The following is a 19,697-nucleotide window of genomic DNA, read 5'->3' as shown; positions in this document are numbered from 1 at the left end:
GAGGTTAAATTTTATCGTTTATAATCTGTATTAGGCACTAAAACATCTTTCATTAATGTTTCTATATTTCCGTTATATGTTTTAACAATTGAATTTCCATCTCTTGTTAAACCTTTAAAGGCTCCTTCATCTACTAAATTCCAAATAGGATATTTAGCTTCTCCTTTTAGGGTAAATAATCCAAAATGATTTTCTGAACCTTGCGGGTTATTTGCATCTTTCCATTGTTCATCAAACGCTTCAAAATAGAAACAAGAAATTCCTTCTTTTTGTGTCCATTCTCTAAGTTTATTAAAATACAAACCTTGCTTATATTCATCAGTTGCTCTAGAACCATTTACACCATAATGTCCGCTAGAAATAGTTGCCCAACCTGTTTCGCCAATATGAACAGGTTTGTTTACTCCAATACTTTTCATATAGTTTTTTACACCATTGTATTGGTTTTTAGCAAAATTTATTGCTCTAGACATTGCTGCATCAATTTTTTCTTTATCAGAAAGATTTCTTATATGATGTGGCGTTTTCCAAAAAGTAGGATTGTAATGTGAATTATGATATGCATAGGTATGCATAGAAACATAATCTACCGCCTTTATTAAATCTTCTAATTCTTTAACTCTATAACTAGGATCTCCTCCACCCCAAGAAGCAAAATCATCTGAACAAGTAATCCATAAATCTTTAGATAATGTTCCATTTGCTTTTAAATCTTGAAGATGATTTACCCATTTTAAAATAACATTTGGTCTAACAAAATAACTTGTTGCCCATCTAATCATTGCTTCATTACCAACTGCAATAATTTTTACAATGTCTGGATATTTGTTTGCTAAAGCGACTGCTCTACCAATTTCTCCTTTATTTTGTTCGCTTTCTATTTCATGATTAGGCTCTTTGTCTGTCCAAGCATTTTCACAATCTATCCAAGCCCCCAACATTACATACATTTCAAAGTTTGAATCTTCTTTTTTTAGTTGATGAATGGCTTCTAAAATATTTGCTGCATGCGGTAATTCTGGTTGTACATTATAGGTTCTAATAATACGAATACCCATAGCGTGCATCAACTTTAAGTCTTCTTTTAATTGAGGAATTGTAGGTTGATTATCTTCTCTTGACTTTTCTCTATATCCCCCATAAGAAATGGCTAAGTACTCTGGATTTCCTAAAATTTTGGCTGCTGTCATTTCTTCTTTAATTTCTTTTTTTTCTACTTTATGATCTTTCTTAGAGTTACATCCAAAACCAATAAACAACACCAAAATTGTTACTAAAATTTTAAATTTGAAATTCATATTTTTATGATTAAATACCGTTTATACACTAAGGTTTAAAAGGTTGAATGTATTTTTTTTAATATCCATTTGTCTATGAAACATAGCATATAAATTTACACATGGTTTCTGTTTTATTATTTCACCAAATCTGAGATTTGGAAGTTATATTTTTAGCATACGTTATTTCTATCTTCATTTATCAAACTCTATATCGATGTTTCCTTACTTGCTTTGTATATGAATAGTTTGAATAGCTCTAGGTGCAATTTGCGTTGTATAAATCTTTGTTTCTAATGCGATTGATAAATCATAAGCTTCTTCATTATTATTATAAACAACTACAGCAATTGAGCCATCGGTATTTTTTGCAGCTGTGTAAATAAGTCCTTTTACTTCTTTGCCTTTTAACCCAATTCTGTGTGCATCTGGGCGGATGAACTTACTAAAATGGCTTAGTAAATAATAAAGTGGCGTGTAAATTACTTCATCAGTAACTGGGTTTATAAGCACTGGTGCACTGTTAAAATTGTTGTAAGGATTTGGTTTACCTTCATTGCTCAAAATACTACACCATTCAACATATCCTTGAGTTCCGTGATTCAAATCTGTAATTATATCATAAGCATAGGTTTCGAAAGGCACAAAAGTACCTGCATAGTCTGTGCTTGTTCTCCAATATTGACCAATAGGATCATCAGCATCAATATCGATACTAGATTCAGAATGAATCATCCCTTTTTTTGGCCAAGTTTTTTGTAACTTATCTACTTCTTCAGCATACCAGTTATTTTCTTTAAGTTTAGAGTTTGTGTACCAATGAAAAGCAGTTCCCCAAGCATATTTAGAAGCTTCAGGATCTTGGTAAGTTGGTGTAACATAATCTATCATAGTAGATTTATTATGATCATAAAGAAGTACATGCAATCCTGCATCTAAATTAGTAAGGTTAAGATGACCGTCATTTACAAGTTGAGGCCCAAGGTGATCTCTCAAAAAATCTCTACCTTGTTCCGGAGTAAACCCGTTACTATCCCAAGCAGCATCATGATAATGCAGTGGCTCATTCTGTGGTGTTAAACCCCAAAGAGTAATCCCCTTTTCTTTATAAGCACTTACATACTTTGATAAGTATGTAGCCCAAAGTCCATAATATTTTGGAAGCAAGGTTCCGTTAGTCATTTCAGCAGTTTCTCCTGTTTTCATCCAAGATGGAGGACTCCAAGCAGAAGCAATAATCTTGAAATTTGCACCAGGAATGCTAGACGCCTCTAATATCATAGGAATTAGGTCATAACTTGTCTCAACCAACTCAATACCACGCACTTGGTCATTTTCATCACCGGTAAATCCTTTCATATCCTCATGTATACTGAAAGTTGAAAGATCTTCATCTCCAACTTCAATATAAGTGTAGTGGTTGTTTGAATAATCGCTACTGTTAATGTGAGTTCTTGTAAGCGTAAACCCAGCGCCTTCAGTTGGACTAAAAAGTTTGGTCAAGACATTTTTACGTAAATCCACAGGAATAGTAGCCAAATTCCATGCTGAAGACTCGGTAAAAGAAGCACCAAAACCGTAATATTTTTGAAATTCTTCCTTAGGAAGAAGCTCTAAACTTACTTTCTTTACTTTTGTAGAAGTTGTCTTAGCAACATCACTTGATATTAATTTTAGATTGTCACCGGCTTGTGATGTTTGATAAACATCTGACACATAATCTTGATATGCACTTTGCGGTGAACAACTCACAAACATTAAGCATAAAGCCAGAAACTGCATCCATGTAATTTTTGGAATATCAGAATGAAAATTAATTTTTTTATTAAAATTTTTCATTTTCTTTTTTATACTAAATATGTTCATTCTATTCTAAATTTCTTCTAATGTTGCACAACTACAAAGTAAAAATACCTTGCAGTTGATATGCAAATTTTGATGTTTGATGCTTTGTATAATTTATTTTTTTACTGAAACTTCTATTCTTTCTATTTCTCCTGTTCTTTCAAAAATCTTTTTTGAAATAGTTGCAGTAAGCATTACATCTTTTACTTCTTCAATATGTGAATCGGTAAAAAATACTTTTATACTTCCTTCTCCACTATTTTTATAAATAATTGGTACTTGACAATAGGTAAAACAAAGTGAACCTTCTTTTAATTCAATTGATTTTTCTTCTTTGCTAATTGCTGTGTATTTAAAAGATTTTGACGTTTTAATAAATTCACTTTCTCTTAATAATCTTGGATTAAAAATAATTTGTCCGTCTTTTACAAAAACACCCAATTCTCCTATTCTACTTAACACATCTTCTTTAACCTGACCTGTCATTCCTGGTTGTTGCGCACCTTTACCCCCTGGAGTATGAGAATATGGATCTGTAGGAAATGCGCCATATAGTTCTGGCGATTTATGCACACCAATACCTGCCTGAATTTCATAATAATGATCTAATAACTGACCAATTACAGCTTCATCTTCCTTATTTTTTACAGCTAACAAGCAATTTTCTTGCACTGCTAATAACAATTTAGAAACCATGTGCCAGTAAATAGACCCCAAACCTTCATACCCAAAGAATGTTCCAGAACGCCCAGTAAATGCTTTGTGGTTAAAAACCTCTTCGAAAATAGTACCTAATAAATTAGCTTCTTTTTCCACTAAATTGAAATATTTTAATGGTAAATTCCCAAACGTTGCTTTTAAACTATTAGCATTGTTAAAGTTTGCATTGAAATGATATTTTCCTAAAACATCTTTATTAATAATTTGTGTATTGTTATCTTCAATAAGCCTGGTTAACAACTTAGAATTTTCTACTGATGCATTCGGAATCACATTTTTCTCATTAAAACGTGCCAATTCTTTATTCGGGTATAAAATATAACTGTATTGGTCTTCTCTAAACAACGCGCTGGCTTTCATGCCGTCTAAAACTTTTAACGCTTCTTTAGGTGATAAATATCCAGCACTTAAAACAGCAACTTGTCCTTCTAACATTTCTGGTAAATAAGAAATAGAGACTTCTTTATTACTTTCAATCGTCATTAAATTATAAGAATGGTATAAATTATCTGTACGCTTGTTTGCTTTAATGGTATGCTTTAAATATTGTTTTGTAATGGTGAAAAATGCCAACAATTCTGATTTAGAAACGTTCCTTTTATTGCTAGAAAATCCGTTTTTATAAATGGTATTTCTGTAATTACTTCCTGCTTTTCCTAAACCGTCTAAAACAGTTTTTCTTTCTGTATCTGATACTTTTCCTGAAAGGATATCTTTACTCTTATTAAAAGTTGCAACAACGGCATTAAAAAATGTTGCCAATTCCGCAGAAACAGAAACTTCTTCTAGTGATGAATTAGATACTACTTTTTCGAAGAAATTAATAAATCGATTTAAGTAATTTAACGTAACCATAGAAACGCCATTACCCACCAAAGCATTATTGGCGTCATTCCATTCCGGACGTTGAGTATTTAACCAAATTCCGCCTTCTGGAATAAAATTAGAGACTTTAGCCAAAACCGTAGCCAATAATTTCTCTAATAAATTTACTTGATAAATGTTGTTTTTACCATCTTTTAATAAAGCACCATCTGCGCCTAACTCTTCTCTTCTTTTCTCTATTTCTTCTTGCAATCTGTAATTAAAATCAATAGTATCTTTAGAATTCTCTAAAATATCTTCATAGGTTTTAATTACATAAGGCACATTTGCATACACAAAAACAGCCTCAGAAAAACGTTTTTCTAATTGATTTGGATAATGATTTTCTATAAACTCTAAGAATTTTAACAAGTAAATTATTTGATGATCTCCCCAATAACCAATGTAAGACCAAGGATCATTTTCTTCTATAACTTCCCAATCAAAACCATCCTTTGTAACTCTATAAGGATTGTAACCATCAAAAGTTGTGGCGTTTAAAAACTTATGAATCATGCTTTCTATAAACTCAGGATACGAATGTGCTAATGTTTCCCAATTCTGGAAAATATCACGCCAATTACCTTCATAATCTAAAATTTTAGAACCATCAATTTCACTTCTAGTATTTATAGAAAACTTGTTCCAAGGTCTACTTGGGTCTCCGTGTCTTCTACTAAATTTTAATGGTAAATATTCAAAACAAAGTCTTTTAAAGTTTTTATCTTCATCCTTTTCTGCAATATATAGAATAGTATTTAGCGTAAATAATTCTGGTAATGCATTTAAAACACCTTCTTTTGTTTTAAAAACCTCTTTATTACCTTTTGAAATGTATTTTATAAAATCTTCTTTTTCTATTTTATAATCATCATCAAAAGTACCACCTCTCATAATATTAAAAAGTGTATTTGCAAAATGTCTGGTATTTACCAAAGCATCATTGGTTACTTGTAAACCATCTGCAGCACCTGTTAATGCAATTAAATTTTTAGTACCTAATGCCACATCTTTTTGAATACTTTCCAACAGATTTTTATCTTCATTTATAGCTTTAGAAATACTTTGAATATCAACAATAGTTTGATTTACATTGGCTATAAAATGCCATTCTTTGGTTTCATTTGCTTCTAAAATAATATCAGCATTAATAAAGTATGCGCCTTTTTCTGCCTTTATATCTTCTTCTTGATACAATTCTTTACCTTTTCTAAAATTATCTAATTGTAATGATGAAAGTAAATATGTAGGATTTTTGATTCCTAAAGACCAAACTATATTTGCTTTTAACGCTTCACTTGGTTCTGCTTTATCCACAATAATTGCACTTAAAGCATAAATTCCTAATCCGCTTTTTTGTTGTAATTCACTCTTTTTATAAGCATCTACTAAATTACTTCTAGAGTTTTGTAACTCTGTAGTTACATCTGAAGGCAGAATATTTTGCAGACCGTCTATAAATGTAACCGCAATTTTATCTGAAGAATTATTAATTAAAGTCGATTTTTTTACAAATCCGAATTTATCTGTAGAACTCCATTGATATCTAAATGTAAGTCCTAAATCTTCATTAATTTCTTCGAAAATTACTTTGTTACCAAAACTGTTTTTATACAAGTTTTGTTTAATTTTATATACTCCTATTTGTCTTTGAGAAAAAGGTTCCCATAAATACACGTTTCCATTTTTTGAAACCTGAAAAATAGATTTACTTCCGGTAACATCTGCAGATTCTGTAATTTTATCATCGGTGTAATATGGAAAAAGCGAAAACTCACTATTTTTTCTACCCGCTGTAAGGCCTCCATTACTAGAAATAAACATCCAATGGTTAGAGTCTGAAACAATGCTCATAAAAAAAGGTCTCATTTCATTGCTATTGGCAATTTTATAATACACTTCATTTTCGAAGTTCATCATTTCACCTTTCACTTCTTGCGATTGAAATTCTGCTTTATTTTTTCCTAAAAAAATAGTCTTTTTTGTCATCAATATTATTCTTTTAACTCCTTTTGTTTTTATTTTAAGGAAGTTGTTATTTGTATTTTAATTTCATAGAACAAGGTTTTGTTTTAACCTTATTAAAATTTAATTTCACTAAAATGTTTTGAAATTAATTCGGTTGTTATTCCTTTTGCAAACGGATTTAATTGGTGTACTTGTTGTAAGGCATAATATGCTGCTCTTGGTTGCAAAGTGTATAAACCTTTTTCATTTGTTGGACCTTTTCCACAAATTCCAAACCACTCTTCATTCATATTATTGCTACCTTCTTTAAAGTCTAAATTATAAGCAGCACTTGCCCAAGAAGCATTTTTATCATGTTTTTTTAAGTTGATTTTTTGTCCAAACTTCCACCATCCATCACTAAATTGAAAGGTAAAACCTCCAATAGCATTATTTGATTTTCCTAAACCAGCTGTGTTTTCATAGATTTCTTTCCAATTTTCTACCAAGTAAAATGCTTGCATTTTTTGGTCTTCTTTATAGTCAATTGCGTTAAAAGAATCTGCACCAAATTCAGTAAACAAAATGGGCATATTCAATGTTGCTTTCACTTTCTCAAAAGCATCACCAAAAGATTTTCCTCTATACATATTTGTTCCATAGATATCTACATCTTTACATTCTTCTGCAATAATATCTAGAAATAAAACATCTCCATTACAAATTGCAACGGGATGAGAACCGTCTATACTTTTCATTTTAATAGCAGCATCATTCATCAATTTATACATAGATCTACCTCTACCTTCGCCAACTTTTTTCTTGGCGTCCTTACCTTCTGGAAAATCTTCTGTTTCTGAACCTGCCCAAAAAAGTCCGTAGTTATTCTCATTCCCTAAAAGAAATAATAATAGTCCTGGTGTATTTTTAAACTCGGATGCCATTTTAACAACTTCATCTATTAAAGCTCTTTGTGTTTCTACATTACTGTAATCTGTAACAGGTATCCAATTTCCATTTACGGAAACACCATATCTACCAAAAGAATGATTTAACATGGTGTAAATACCATACTTTTCATAGATATATGTAATCCATTTAGGTTGAATACTTGTGTAAACCCGAATTGTATTAACGCCTAACTTTTTAAGTGCAGTCATTTCTGCATCTAAGGCTGTTTTAATAAAAGCATCTGGCTGTTGCCATAAACTGTAAGAATAATTTGTTCCTATCGGAAAATAATCCCAATTCATTCCATTAATTATAAAATCTTTACCATTTACAATTAACTTCATTCCGTCCTTATTACTCAAAACGGACACCTTATCTTGCTGACTACAAGAATTTAAAGTAAAAAGTATAAGTAAAAATAGTAAGAAAGTGTTTTTCATAATTTTAGTTTGAATTATCAAATTTGAAAAAATTGTGCTATCGGTAAATTGAATTGTAAAAAAATGGATACTTGATTTTGAATTAAAAAATAAGGCCAGCCATATAAACTGACCTTATTCAAAACTCAACTCAACTTAATATTATTGATATACTTTTACATAATCAATTTCCATTTTGTCTTCTGTAAATGCTGGATCAACTGTACCGCCTAAAGTACCACCCATTGCAACATTTAAAATTAAAAAGAAGTCTGCATTAAAAGGCAATGTTGCACTGTTTGTTAATTCATAGAACATTACATCATCTAAAAATATTTTTACAGATGCATCTGTCCATTCTACTGTATACAAATGAAACTCTGAAGATGCATTTGAAATTGCAGTAGTTAAACCATAACTAGCACCAGAGCTTGAAGGAACGTCATACCAATGACATGTTCCTAAAGTTGTATTTTTATCAGAACCAGTTTGTTCCATAATGTCTATTTCTCCAGATTGAGGCCACCCAACAACTGGGTTATTACTTCCTAACATCCAAATTGCAGGCCAAGTACCTTGAGAAGCTGGTAATTTAGCTTTTACTTCTACTCTACCGTAGGTAAAATTATATAAACCTTGAGATTTCAATCTTGCAGAAGTATAACCTCCATTACCATCAGCTTTTGCTGTAATAAATAGAGAACCACCTTCTACTTTTGCATTTTCTGTAGCATCTGTATAGCTTTGTAATTCTCCATTACCCCAACCATTTGAACCAGTACCTAAATCATAAGTCCATTTAGTTGCATCTGGTGCTCCGTCTGTATTAAAGTCATCTTCCCAAGCTAACGTATTAAATGTATATCCAGAATTACCTCCAGCTCCTTCTATAGGTTTTGTTGATGTAAATTTATGATACCATGCAGCACCACTACCAGACGCTGAATTTTCAATAATTCTAACAATCATTTCGTTATTTGTTATAGAAATAATATCATAGGTACTTGCACCTACATACCATCCCATAAAACCTCCATCAGAAATTTCAAATTCTGTACCTCTATAAGGTGCGTTGTTATAGGAACCTACTGTACCTGCTTTAGATGTTGATGGTCCAAAAGCAATCGTTTTTACACCAAACATTGTTGTTGCTACAGTTTCATCATGACATTGATCTCCATTTACACCTAAATAACCTGCATAGGTTCCTGGTACAAAAGCAGGTCCTACAGTTTGCTCAAAAGTAAGTCCGTTTGCAGTTCTTGTAAACACAAACTCATTATCATACATACAGCTTTTTTCAGAATCCCAAGCTTTAATTCCATTCCACCAAGCCTCGTACGCAAATTCTCCGTTACCATAATCATCTGTAACAGGTCCTAAACCAACATGTACATCTACATCTGCTTGCCAATACCATTTTTTACTGTCACCAACATTGGCTCCACTTAAAAAGTTTTCAGCTTCAACATCAGAAAAAGAACTAAACACCTCTACATCCATTGTTTTTGTTGAAGAAACACCACCAGTACCATTTGCTTTTACAACAACTGTATAAGTGTTTACACCAACTTTAGAAAATCTTTTTGTTAAGATACCTGATGGAGAAGCTTCTGCTGCGCCACTAAAGTAGTACACATAAGAAGAAGCATTAGTAGAGGTAGCTGTAAAATTTACTGTTCCGCTACCATCACCAAACGGGTTACTAGCATCTGCACCTACAATTTCGGCTGTAATTACGATGTCTGTTGGAGAAACAATTTCTCCAAATTTATGCTCATTTTCTTGACAACCATAAAGAACGGTCATTAAAGAAAATAAGATTATATAAATATTTTTTAGTTTTTTCATAATATAAATCTTTACGTATTAATTAGTTAATGCCAATTCGTCATAGTAATAAACCGAATCATCACCTGAAACATCCCAATCAAAGAAAATTACAATTCTATCATAAGTAATTGATGGCGATGCACCAGATATATCAAAAGTTAACTCTTCCCAAGCGTTAGCAGATGAGATTGTTGCATCAACTTCTACAAATTGTGTATTATCATTAGAATTTTCAATCTTAAATCTTACCGTAATTCCAGATTTTGGAGACCATGTTTTAATTGTTATTTTCGAATAATTTGCAACATCTAAAGGTGATGCAGCATCAAAAAATGCCCCTGCCCAAGTTTCTGAATTTGATGTTTTTACCATTTTAGCAACCATGCTTGTGGTATTTAAGCCTGTAGCATCTGGGTTTGCAACAACTTCTACATCTGCAATGTTACCAAACGCCGTAAACGCTGGTACGGTTCCTTCAAAATCTTGAAATAATACTGCAGAACTAGATCCTCCACCAGAATTATTAAGTAAAGTTACTTCATCATAATAATAAACAGAATCATCACCTGCATTAGCCCAATCAAAGAAAATTACTATTCTGTCATAAGTTATTCCTGCAGATGCGCTAGAGATATCAAAAGTTAATTCTTCCCATGCGTTTGCTACTGTTGTAGTTGCATCTACTTCAACAAATTGAGTATTATCTGCAGAGTTTTCTATTTTATACCTAACTGTTATTCCTGCTTTTGGAGAATAGGTTTTAACAGTCATTTTATCATAATTAACAACATCTAAGGGTGATGAAACATCAAAAAATGCTCCTGCCCATGTTTCTGAATTTGCCGTTTTTACCATTTTAGCTACATTGCTTGTAGTATTTGCTCCAGAAGCATCTGGGTTGGCAACAACCTCTACATCTGCAATGTTTCCAAATGCTGTAAATGCTGGTGCTGTACCTTCAAAATCTTGAACAATAGCTGTTGATACTCCTCCGGAAGGTGCTTTGTAGAAATATAAATTATCAATAAATACGCTACCTGCACCAACAAATTTGAATTGATGAATATCATCTACAGATAAACCTTGATCTGTAAAATCTGTAACAGGAATATTAATACTTGTCCAAGCATCTTTATTTAATGCCGTTTTCACTAATTTTTCTCCACTAGCAATACTAATTAAATACGTATCTATTTCAGTTGCATCTGCAGTCCAAACATCAAAATGAAGAACCTCCATAGTAGAAACATCTTGCGTAGCACCAATTTGAATTCCTTGGTAGTTTAAATTACTATACTGAATCATAGCATCACCATTTAACTCAAAAGGAGTATAAATAGTACTTTGAGCCCAATTTGGATTAAAATCTGTACCAGCAACATCTGTATATGCATCACTAAAAATAGAAATAACATCTGCAGCATCTCTTGCTGGTGGTGTATTTGCAGACGCAATAGGAGCTAAAATTTCTGTAACTTCAAAATCTACTGTATATTCTGTAGTTTCTATAGCACCACCTTTTGCAATTACTTTTATAGAATACATACCTGCATTAGCATATTGGTATGAGATAGCATCGCTAATATTCCCTGTTGCAACTGGCTGTGTTACTCCCGATTCTCCAGAATAAAATTCATAAGTAGCTGCGTAATCTGCACTGGCAGTAATATTTACCTTCTTTGAAATTGCCGCATCATTTTCTAAAGTAACTACTAAATTTTCTGGAGCTTTAAAAGAAACTACTAATTCTTGTGTTGCTTCTGTTGTATCTCCTTTAGAGTTATAGGCTATAATTTTTACACTATAAGTACCTTCTGCATAGGTATGTTGTGCCATTTTACCAGCTTCTATACCTTTTTCTTCAGATGATGAATCTCCAAAATGCACATCGAACATTGTTGCACCAACGGCAGTTGGAATAATACTTACTAAACCAGAATTATCTTGAGTTAGGTTGTAACTTGCAGCAACTTCCGACGGAGGAGCAATAGCATCTAAGAAGTCTAAACTTCTATCTTCTTCTGTACAAGCACTAATAATAAGAAGTATTACTAATGCCTTGTATATTGTTTTTAATTTCTTCATAATTATTAGTATTTATCGTTTTGTATCCAATTTTCTTGTGAAAATTGTATTTCTTCTAACGGAATTGGAAACACCTCATTTTTACCCGTTGTAAAACCTGGTATTTGTGTTCCTCTACCTGTTCTAACTAAGTCAAAAAATTGATGACCTTCTCCAACTAATTCTACTCTACGCTCTTTATAAATAGCTGCTGTTAAATTAGTACCACTTGTAGTGATGTTATTATTTGCATTACCAAATGCTCTTTCTCTTACCCTATTTAAATAAATTTTAGCTTTAGTATCATCTGGGCTCGATTTTCTATTATTAGCTTCTGCAGCCATTAACAAAACATCTGCAAAACGAATTGCTCTATAGTTATTAGGGTTTGTGATGTTTAAATCTCCTGCAGCTTCTGCACTTCTTTTTCTTGGTAAGTATTTTCTATTATAAAAACCTGTATGCTCATAACCTGTTGTAAATTTTGCTCCTGTAGAAGCTGCCCAAGCATCAATATCTAAAATAGCAACCTCTTTTCTGTTATCTCCTGCTTCAAACTCATCTACAACTTCTTGTGTAGGAATATTAAAGCTAAAGCCCGATGTAAATAAATCTCCATCATAACCTCTAATACCTTGAAAACCTACTGCAACATTACCTTCACTACATTGTAAGCAATCAAAACCTGCTCCTTGAGTGTCTGTATATTGAACTTCGAAAACAGCACCTGTACCGTTTTCTCCATCAAATTCGAAAATTTTGTTATAATCAGATTCTAAAACATAGCCTCCATTTATAATAACACTTTCTAAAACTGTAGCGGCTTCGTTAAATTTATCTTGATATAAATACACTTTTCCTAATAAAGCTTCTGCAGAACCTTTTGTAGCTCTACCAACTTGTGGAGCTGTATAGGTTAAATTTGCAACAGCATATTGTAAATCGGCTTCTATTAATGCATATACATCTGCTTTTGGCGATCTTGGTATTGTTTTTTCATCACCCAAAACAAATCTACCTTCTGGTTTAATAGGAATATCTCCAAACCATTTTACCAATTCAAAGTTATAATACGCTCTTAAAAAACGAGCTTCAGCAATAATTATTTCTTTACCTGTAAATGCTGTTTTATCTTGAAATTCTATAATATATGCGGCTCTGTTAACCCCTCCAAACATCCAGCTCCAAACATTTTGAAGTTGATCATTAACCGGAGTGTGTGTCATATCATCTACTTGCTGATAACCAGGAACGTCCGTTGCGCTTTCTCCACCACAAAGAGTGTTGTTTGATGCAATTTCTCCCATTAAAACATTAATAAATGTAGATTGTAACGGGTCATACGCTGCTACTAATGCATTGTAATAATCTGTTTCTGAATTGAAAAAAGACTCAGAATCTTCTGCATAAATTTTAGAATTGTTTAAGTAATCATCTGAACATGCGCTTAAAATAAATAAGCTTGTCATAAAGATGAATCCTAATTTTATTTTGTGTTTATAATTTCTCATCTTTTCTTTTTTAAAATGTAACATTTAAACCTAATAGAAACTGTTTTGCTGACGGGTAATTCCCTGAGTCTATACCAGCACCAATTGCACCGTCATTAACGGTTGGATCATAACCTGTATATTCTGTTAATGTAAATAGGTTATTAATTGAAGTATACAGTCTTAGTTTGGCCAAACCAACTTTTTCTAATAACTCTGGTGCAAAATTGTATCCTATTTGTATGTTTTGCATACGTAAGAAAGAAGCATCTTCTACAAAGAAATCTGAAAACAATTTGTTATTTGTAGCATCATTTGTTAACCTTGGTACAGAGTTGCTTGTTCCTGCACCTGTCCATCTATCTAAATAATAGGCTGGTTTGTTTACATTTGGTAAAAAACGTTCAAAATTTCTAACCATATCTTTACCCAATTCTGCATATAAATAAGATGTAAAATCCCAATTTTTATATTTTGCAGAAATATTGAATCCCATATAAAAATCTGCCTGTGGATTACCGATATTAACTCTATCTTCAAAGTTTATAACACCATCTTCGTTCATATCCTTATATCTGATATCTCCAGGAGCTGTGTTTGTTGCTCCTAAACCATCTTGCGAAGGGTGTGCATTTACTTCTGCTTGTGTTTGAAAAATTCCGTCTGTAACTAAACCTAAGAAATACCCAATTGGTTGACCAATCTCCATTCTTGAAGGAGCTAGATTACCAATTGCAAAACCACCACCTTCTACAAAAGCGCCGTCTAAAACATCTGTAACTTCATTTTTCACATAAGTTACATTGTACCCAAAGTTTACAGTAAAATCATCTTTAGAAATTGCTTTATAATTAATTGCCAACTCACCACCTGTATTTTTAGAAGTACCTGCATTTACAGTAGGGTTTGCACCTCCAGGAGCACCAGAACCTAATAAACCTGAAACTGGAAAGTTTTCAATTAATAAATCTTTTCTTGTTTCTTCAAAATAATCTGCAACAATAGAAAGTTTATCATCAAATAAGTTAATATCTAAACCAATATCTAATTTTTCTGCTGTTTCCCAAGTTGCTAGTGGGTTTGGCAAACCTCCTTGTGCAGAACCATCAACTAAACTACCATCCAACACATATTCTCCTTCACCATCTAATAATGATCTGTATAAATTATCTCCTACTAAATTTCCTAAAGTACCGTAACTTGCTCTTAATTTTAAGAAAGAAATAGTTTCGCTATCTTTTAAGAAGTTTTCATCAGAAACTTTCCAACCAGAGGTTACAGACCAAAAACTATCTACTCTTTTGTCTTTCGCAAATACAGATGCCCCATCTCTTCTAATTAAACCAGAAAGTAAATATTTTCCTTTATAATCATATTGTACTCTACCAAATAATGAAGTCAATCTTATATCTCCATTACCTGTATTTAAGCTACGTTGTTCGCTTTGCGAATTTGTTAAACTGATGTCTGCAAACTCATACGAATTATTTGGCACATCAAAACCAGTTGCATAAATTCCATCAAATAAATCATTTTGCACACTTGTACCTGCCGTAAAACTGGTATTGTGATTTTCTGCAAAAGTTTTTTCATAAGTAGCAAAAGTTTCCCAGTTTACTCTTGTAGAAGTTGCCTTAAATTGATACACAGAACTTTGTGTTTTGTTGTATACTTTACTAGAACCATATTCTTGAATAGGGGTAAATGAGCGTTGTTTTTCATTGTAAATTTTATACCCTACACGAGATACAACGTTTAAACCCTCAAAAGGTTTGTATTCTAACTTAAAGTTACCTTCAATACCATTTCCATTATTTTCACCATAGGTATTTTGTAATAGTGACAACGGATTTACAACTTCTATACCTAAGAAGTTATTGGTATCATTTTCAGCTAACCCAAAAGTTGGTGCATAGTTTAAACCATTAAACAATAAAGAGCCATCAAATCCTTGAGAAGCACTTGTAAAATAGTTTGCAATTATAGAGAAGTTTAATTTTTCGTTAATATCAACAGCTAGGTTTAATTTGATATTATTTCTAATAAAATTAGATTTTTCCTTAGCAACAATACCATCTTGCTCTGTACGTGAAGCACTCACAAAATATCTAAAATTCTCACCACCACCAGATAAACTAATATTATGGTTTGTTAACATGGCATCATTAAATAATTGATCTTGCCAATCTGTACCAAATCCTAATTGACTAACATTATTAAAAGGTAATGTTTGTCCGCTAGCCGCATAGGCTTCATTTAAAACCAACGCATATTCTGTAGCATTTAGATAATCTAATCTTTTGGTAGTTTGCTGAAAAGCAGCATAGGTATCATATTTTACAGTTGCCTGTTTGTTTTTCTTACCAATTTTAGTTGTTACTAAAACTACACCATTTGCTCCTTTTATACCATAAATTGCAGCTTGTGCATCTTTTAAAACTGTAATAGATTCAATATCATTAGGGTTTATACTATTTAAATCTCCCTCATAACCATCTACAATTGTTAAAGGTTGATTGTTTGTATTAGAACTAACACCTCTAATTAAAATATTTACTTTTGCTCCTGGCGCACCAGAAGAAAGATTTACAGCAACACCAGAAGTTGTACCTTGTAATGCTGTTGTAGCATCAATAGGTTTTAAAACATCTAATGTTTCTTCACCAACAATAGAAACAGAACCTGTTACGTCCTTTCTTTTTTGTTTACCATAACCTACTACAATAATCTCGTCTAAAGATTCTGCAGACTCATCTAAAGAAACATTAATAGTTTCTTTATTAACTGCCACTTCTTTTTTGGCATATCCTAAATAATTAAAAACCAATGTTGCTCCTTTTTCTACTTTAGAAAGACTATAAAGTCCATCAAAATCAGTTTCTGTACCAACTACTGTGCCTTTAATAATTATACTAACTCCAGGCAATGGATCGCCTGTTTTAGCATCTTTAACAACACCCTTTACATTTATAGTTTGTGCAGAAGCACAAAAACCTACAAGTAAAAGGAGTAATAATGTGAATTTTTTTCTCATGAAATTAGTTTTAATTATGTTAGGATAAAATTATAGTTAAATATTAGTTAATTGATAAAAACAACCACTACAAAAAACATACATCACAAAAAAAACACCGTAAAAACAGCAATACCCTAACAATCACAGGGTTTTAAAAACATGCTGTAAATTACCCTATAAAGAGAATATATTAACCTTGTTGTGGTATTGTTGTGGTAAAAAACAGACTTGTTTGGTAGTTAAATTTCTAAGATGTAATTTGTTAAGTTAGAATCATGAGGAAGATTCATCTTTTTTCGTAGTCTATACCTTTTTACTTCAACACTTCTTGGCGAAATATTTAAAAGTGGTGCAATTTCTTTTGATGATAAGTTTAGCCTTAAGTAAGCACATAAACGTAAATCATTAGGTGTTAAATCTGCATGTTTTTTCTTTACTTTCTTAAGGAAATTTTTATCGGCATTGTTAAAAGCTTCTTGAAACATATCCCAATCATCTGTATTGTTTAAATTGTTATCAATAATCTTTACAACTTTCCCTACACTAGCATTACCACCGGTAACTAACTCACTTTTTATGGTATTTAAAAAGTCATTTTTCTTAATAATACTCATTGTAGAAGTAGCCAGCTCTCTATTCTTACTTTCTATATCATTACGTAACTTTTCATTATTTAATTTAATAATCACTTGAGAGCTTTCTAATTCTTTTAATTCTAACTCTTTTTGTGCTTTTACTAACAACTCTTTTCGTTGTTTTCTATAATATCTTTTAGAAGCTGCATGTACTAAATACAACGCAAATAAAGACAACAACACATATAGCGTAATAAATGTATTAGAAATATACCAAGGCCTGTCTATTTTAAAACTAAAAGTAGCTTCACTACTACTTAACTTATCTCCTATATAAGCTCTTACTCTTAACGTATAACTGCCATAAGAAATATTTTCAAATATTGCATAATTAGATTTTGAAGGTTTACTCCAATCCTTATTAAAACCGTCTAATTTATATTGATATTTTGTTGTAAGTATTTTATTAAAGTTAGGTACATGATAAAAAAACTCTAGATTATTATTTTTATAATCAAACACTTTTTGTTTAAATAAATTTAAACTTTGCCTTGGCTCATTAGTAACAAAACCATTTATTTTATGAATGTAAACTTTAAAATCTGCAGTTTCCTTAATCATTTTTAAATCTACTAGAATATAACCAACAGAAGTACCAATTAAATATATTTCATTGTTAATCTGTATTATATTTTCATATCCTGGTACAGCTTTAGCAATAGTCTCGGAAATTGATATGGAATTAATTTCAGGTTTATTACTTATTTTTCCAGGAGTTAAATATTGAATATGATCCTTAGAAAAATACCACAATTTATTGCTTGAAGCATTGTGCACCATCTCACCAGAGAGATAAGATTCTTCTGAAATTAATTTACTATAAATACTGTCTCTTTTAAAAGAATCTGCCTTATACTCATAGGTATAAATTCCATTTTTATTTGAATACAGTATTTTATCTAGATACTTAATAAGGCTTGAGTGAATACCTTTAGAAAGTGTTTTCTCAATTTCTAAATTAACCACCTCTTTAAAATCTTTATCTAAAGTTAGTTTATAAACGCCTTTATATTCATGATTTACAAAAATTCTATTTTCATCTGCCTGAACAACATATTTACTTGAATTCTTAAAACCTTTAATTTTATTACTCAATTTCCATGTTGCATTATCTTTTTTTAACACATACAAACCATCATAACATCCTTGTATGATGGTGTTTTTATCAGCTTTAATAATTTTCCATGTACCTTGTTTATTAAAAATATTCTTTGCCTTTTCATTTTCTATGATAAAGGTTCCAGAATCATGACCGCAAAACAAGGTACTATCTATTTCTGTTAAACTCCAAACCTGACCTTGCGTGTTTTGAATAAATTCAAATGGTTTATCTGCATTAATTTCCTTAAAAAAAAGCCCTTGATTGGTTCCTAAATAAATACTATTTTTATACACTATTGAAGCGTAAATTGTTCCCAAAAAATCACTCTTTTTATTATACATTTTAAAAGGTGATGTATTATTAATACAGTTAATTCCATTATCTAAACCAAGCCATATATTTTTTTCTTTATCCTCAAATACAGAAAGTACTGTATTATCACTTAATCCGGAAATTTGATTAATTTGATACTTAAAACTACCATCATTATTCAAGTAAATAAGACCATCAGAAATAGTACCAATTGCAAAACTTTTATCATGTAATTGAGTTACACTGTATACTGATTTCCCAATTAATAAATCATCTATAGGAGTCTTCCATTTTTCAATTTTGCCATTATTAAAGAAGTAAAAACCTTTTTGTTGCGTTAATATTAAAAGTTTACTGTTTTTTTTAAAAACGTCTACAATAAAGTTGTTTTTAATAAATTCATCATCAGACACCAATTTTGGCAAACCATTTTCTATATTAAACAACCCTTTTTTATCTTCTTGAAAATAAATAACATCATCTACCTTAGAAAAACCGTTAATTTTGTTTTCACTATTTATAATTTTTATAGATTTAGTTTCTAAGTTGTAGAGATAAATTCTTTCTAAGGATTTAAAAAGCATCCAACCATCAACTTCAATAATGCCCCAGATTTGCTCATCCTCTAACATTTGAATATTCTGATTTTTTACAATAGAATTGTATTCAAATACACCAAATTCATTTCTTTTCCAGAACCCAAACCCCATATAAAAACCTGTATAAACTTTATTTTTATAAGCTTTTACAGATCTCATTATAGTTTCATTTGGCGTTTTATATAATTTCCATGTAGCTCCGTTATATTCTAACAAACCTTTATTATTGGCTATATATATAGAACCATTATCGCATTGGGAAATTCCCCAATTCTGATTTTCCGCACCATAGTCTTCAGCATAAAAAACATTAATAGGTGGCAGCTCTTGAGAAAGGACAACTCCATGAATTATAAAAACAATACTAATAATTAAAAATCTTATTTTATTCATAACTACAATGTTATACATTTGTTTGGTTACTAAGTTACGTTAAAATGAAGCTATTTAAGGAAAAAAATGTCGTTTGTATGGTTTTTGTATGGGTAAAACCATGATAAAAATTCTCCTTTATAAGAATAATAGAAAAAAATAAATTAAAAATTTAATGAAACATAAATGCGTGTAATACAATTTTACAAGCTTTATGTTTATTGTGGAGGTTGTTTTAAAGAATAAGGTTT

The 19,697-nt window shown here is 31.2% G+C and carries 9 protein-coding genes; all 9 read right to left on the bottom strand.

Annotation, left to right across the window (positions count from 1 at the left end; all coding sequences use genetic code 11):
* Nucleotides 1–11 precede the first annotated feature (11 nt).
* The gene (locus ACSHW5_RS06700) at nucleotides 12–1,298 is read right to left on the bottom strand and encodes a glycosyl hydrolase family 17 protein (RefSeq protein ID WP_435675344.1); all 1,287 of its coding nucleotides are present in this window, start codon (nucleotides 1,296–1,298) and stop codon (nucleotides 12–14) included.
* Between the two features lie 204 nt (nucleotides 1,299–1,502).
* Nucleotides 1,503–3,116 carry a glycoside hydrolase family 30 protein gene (locus tag ACSHW5_RS06695; RefSeq protein ID WP_435675343.1) on the bottom strand — a complete coding sequence of 538 codons (1,614 nt, stop codon included), beginning with the start codon at nucleotides 3,114–3,116 and terminating at the stop codon, nucleotides 1,503–1,505.
* Between the two features lie 120 nt (nucleotides 3,117–3,236).
* On the bottom strand, nucleotides 3,237–6,695 hold the full coding sequence (locus ACSHW5_RS06690; RefSeq protein WP_435675342.1) for a hypothetical protein: 3,459 nt from the start codon (nucleotides 6,693–6,695) through the stop codon (nucleotides 3,237–3,239).
* Nucleotides 6,696–6,787: 92 nt separating this feature from the next.
* Entirely contained in the window at nucleotides 6,788–8,044 is a 1,257-nt protein-coding gene (locus tag ACSHW5_RS06685; protein ID WP_435675341.1) for a glycoside hydrolase family 2 TIM barrel-domain containing protein, read from the bottom strand.
* A gap of 141 nt (nucleotides 8,045–8,185) precedes the next feature.
* Nucleotides 8,186–9,874, bottom strand: coding sequence for a glycoside hydrolase family 16 protein (locus tag ACSHW5_RS06680; RefSeq protein ID WP_435675340.1), 1,689 nt, complete (start codon nucleotides 9,872–9,874; stop codon nucleotides 8,186–8,188).
* Nucleotides 9,875–9,892: 18 nt separating this feature from the next.
* On the bottom strand, nucleotides 9,893–11,941 hold the full coding sequence (locus ACSHW5_RS06675) for a PKD domain-containing protein (protein ID WP_435675339.1): 2,049 nt from the start codon (nucleotides 11,939–11,941) through the stop codon (nucleotides 9,893–9,895).
* Nucleotides 11,942–11,946: 5 nt separating this feature from the next.
* Nucleotides 11,947–13,431 (bottom strand): RagB/SusD family nutrient uptake outer membrane protein, encoded by a 1,485-nt coding sequence (locus tag ACSHW5_RS06670; protein WP_435675338.1) that lies wholly within the window; start codon nucleotides 13,429–13,431, stop codon nucleotides 11,947–11,949.
* A 10-nt stretch (nucleotides 13,432–13,441) separates the two neighbouring features.
* Nucleotides 13,442–16,444 carry a SusC/RagA family TonB-linked outer membrane protein gene (locus ACSHW5_RS06665; RefSeq protein ID WP_435675337.1) on the bottom strand — a complete coding sequence of 1,001 codons (3,003 nt, stop codon included), beginning with the start codon at nucleotides 16,442–16,444 and terminating at the stop codon, nucleotides 13,442–13,444.
* A 221-nt stretch (nucleotides 16,445–16,665) separates the two neighbouring features.
* On the bottom strand, nucleotides 16,666–19,467 hold the full coding sequence (locus ACSHW5_RS06660; protein WP_435675336.1) for a triple tyrosine motif-containing protein: 2,802 nt from the start codon (nucleotides 19,465–19,467) through the stop codon (nucleotides 16,666–16,668).
* Nucleotides 19,468–19,697 lie beyond the last annotated feature (230 nt).

Source organism: Polaribacter sp. (assembly GCF_051251875.1).
Lineage (GTDB): Bacteria > Bacteroidota > Bacteroidia > Flavobacteriales > Flavobacteriaceae > Polaribacter.
This window is presented reverse-complemented; position numbering and strand designations above follow the sequence as displayed.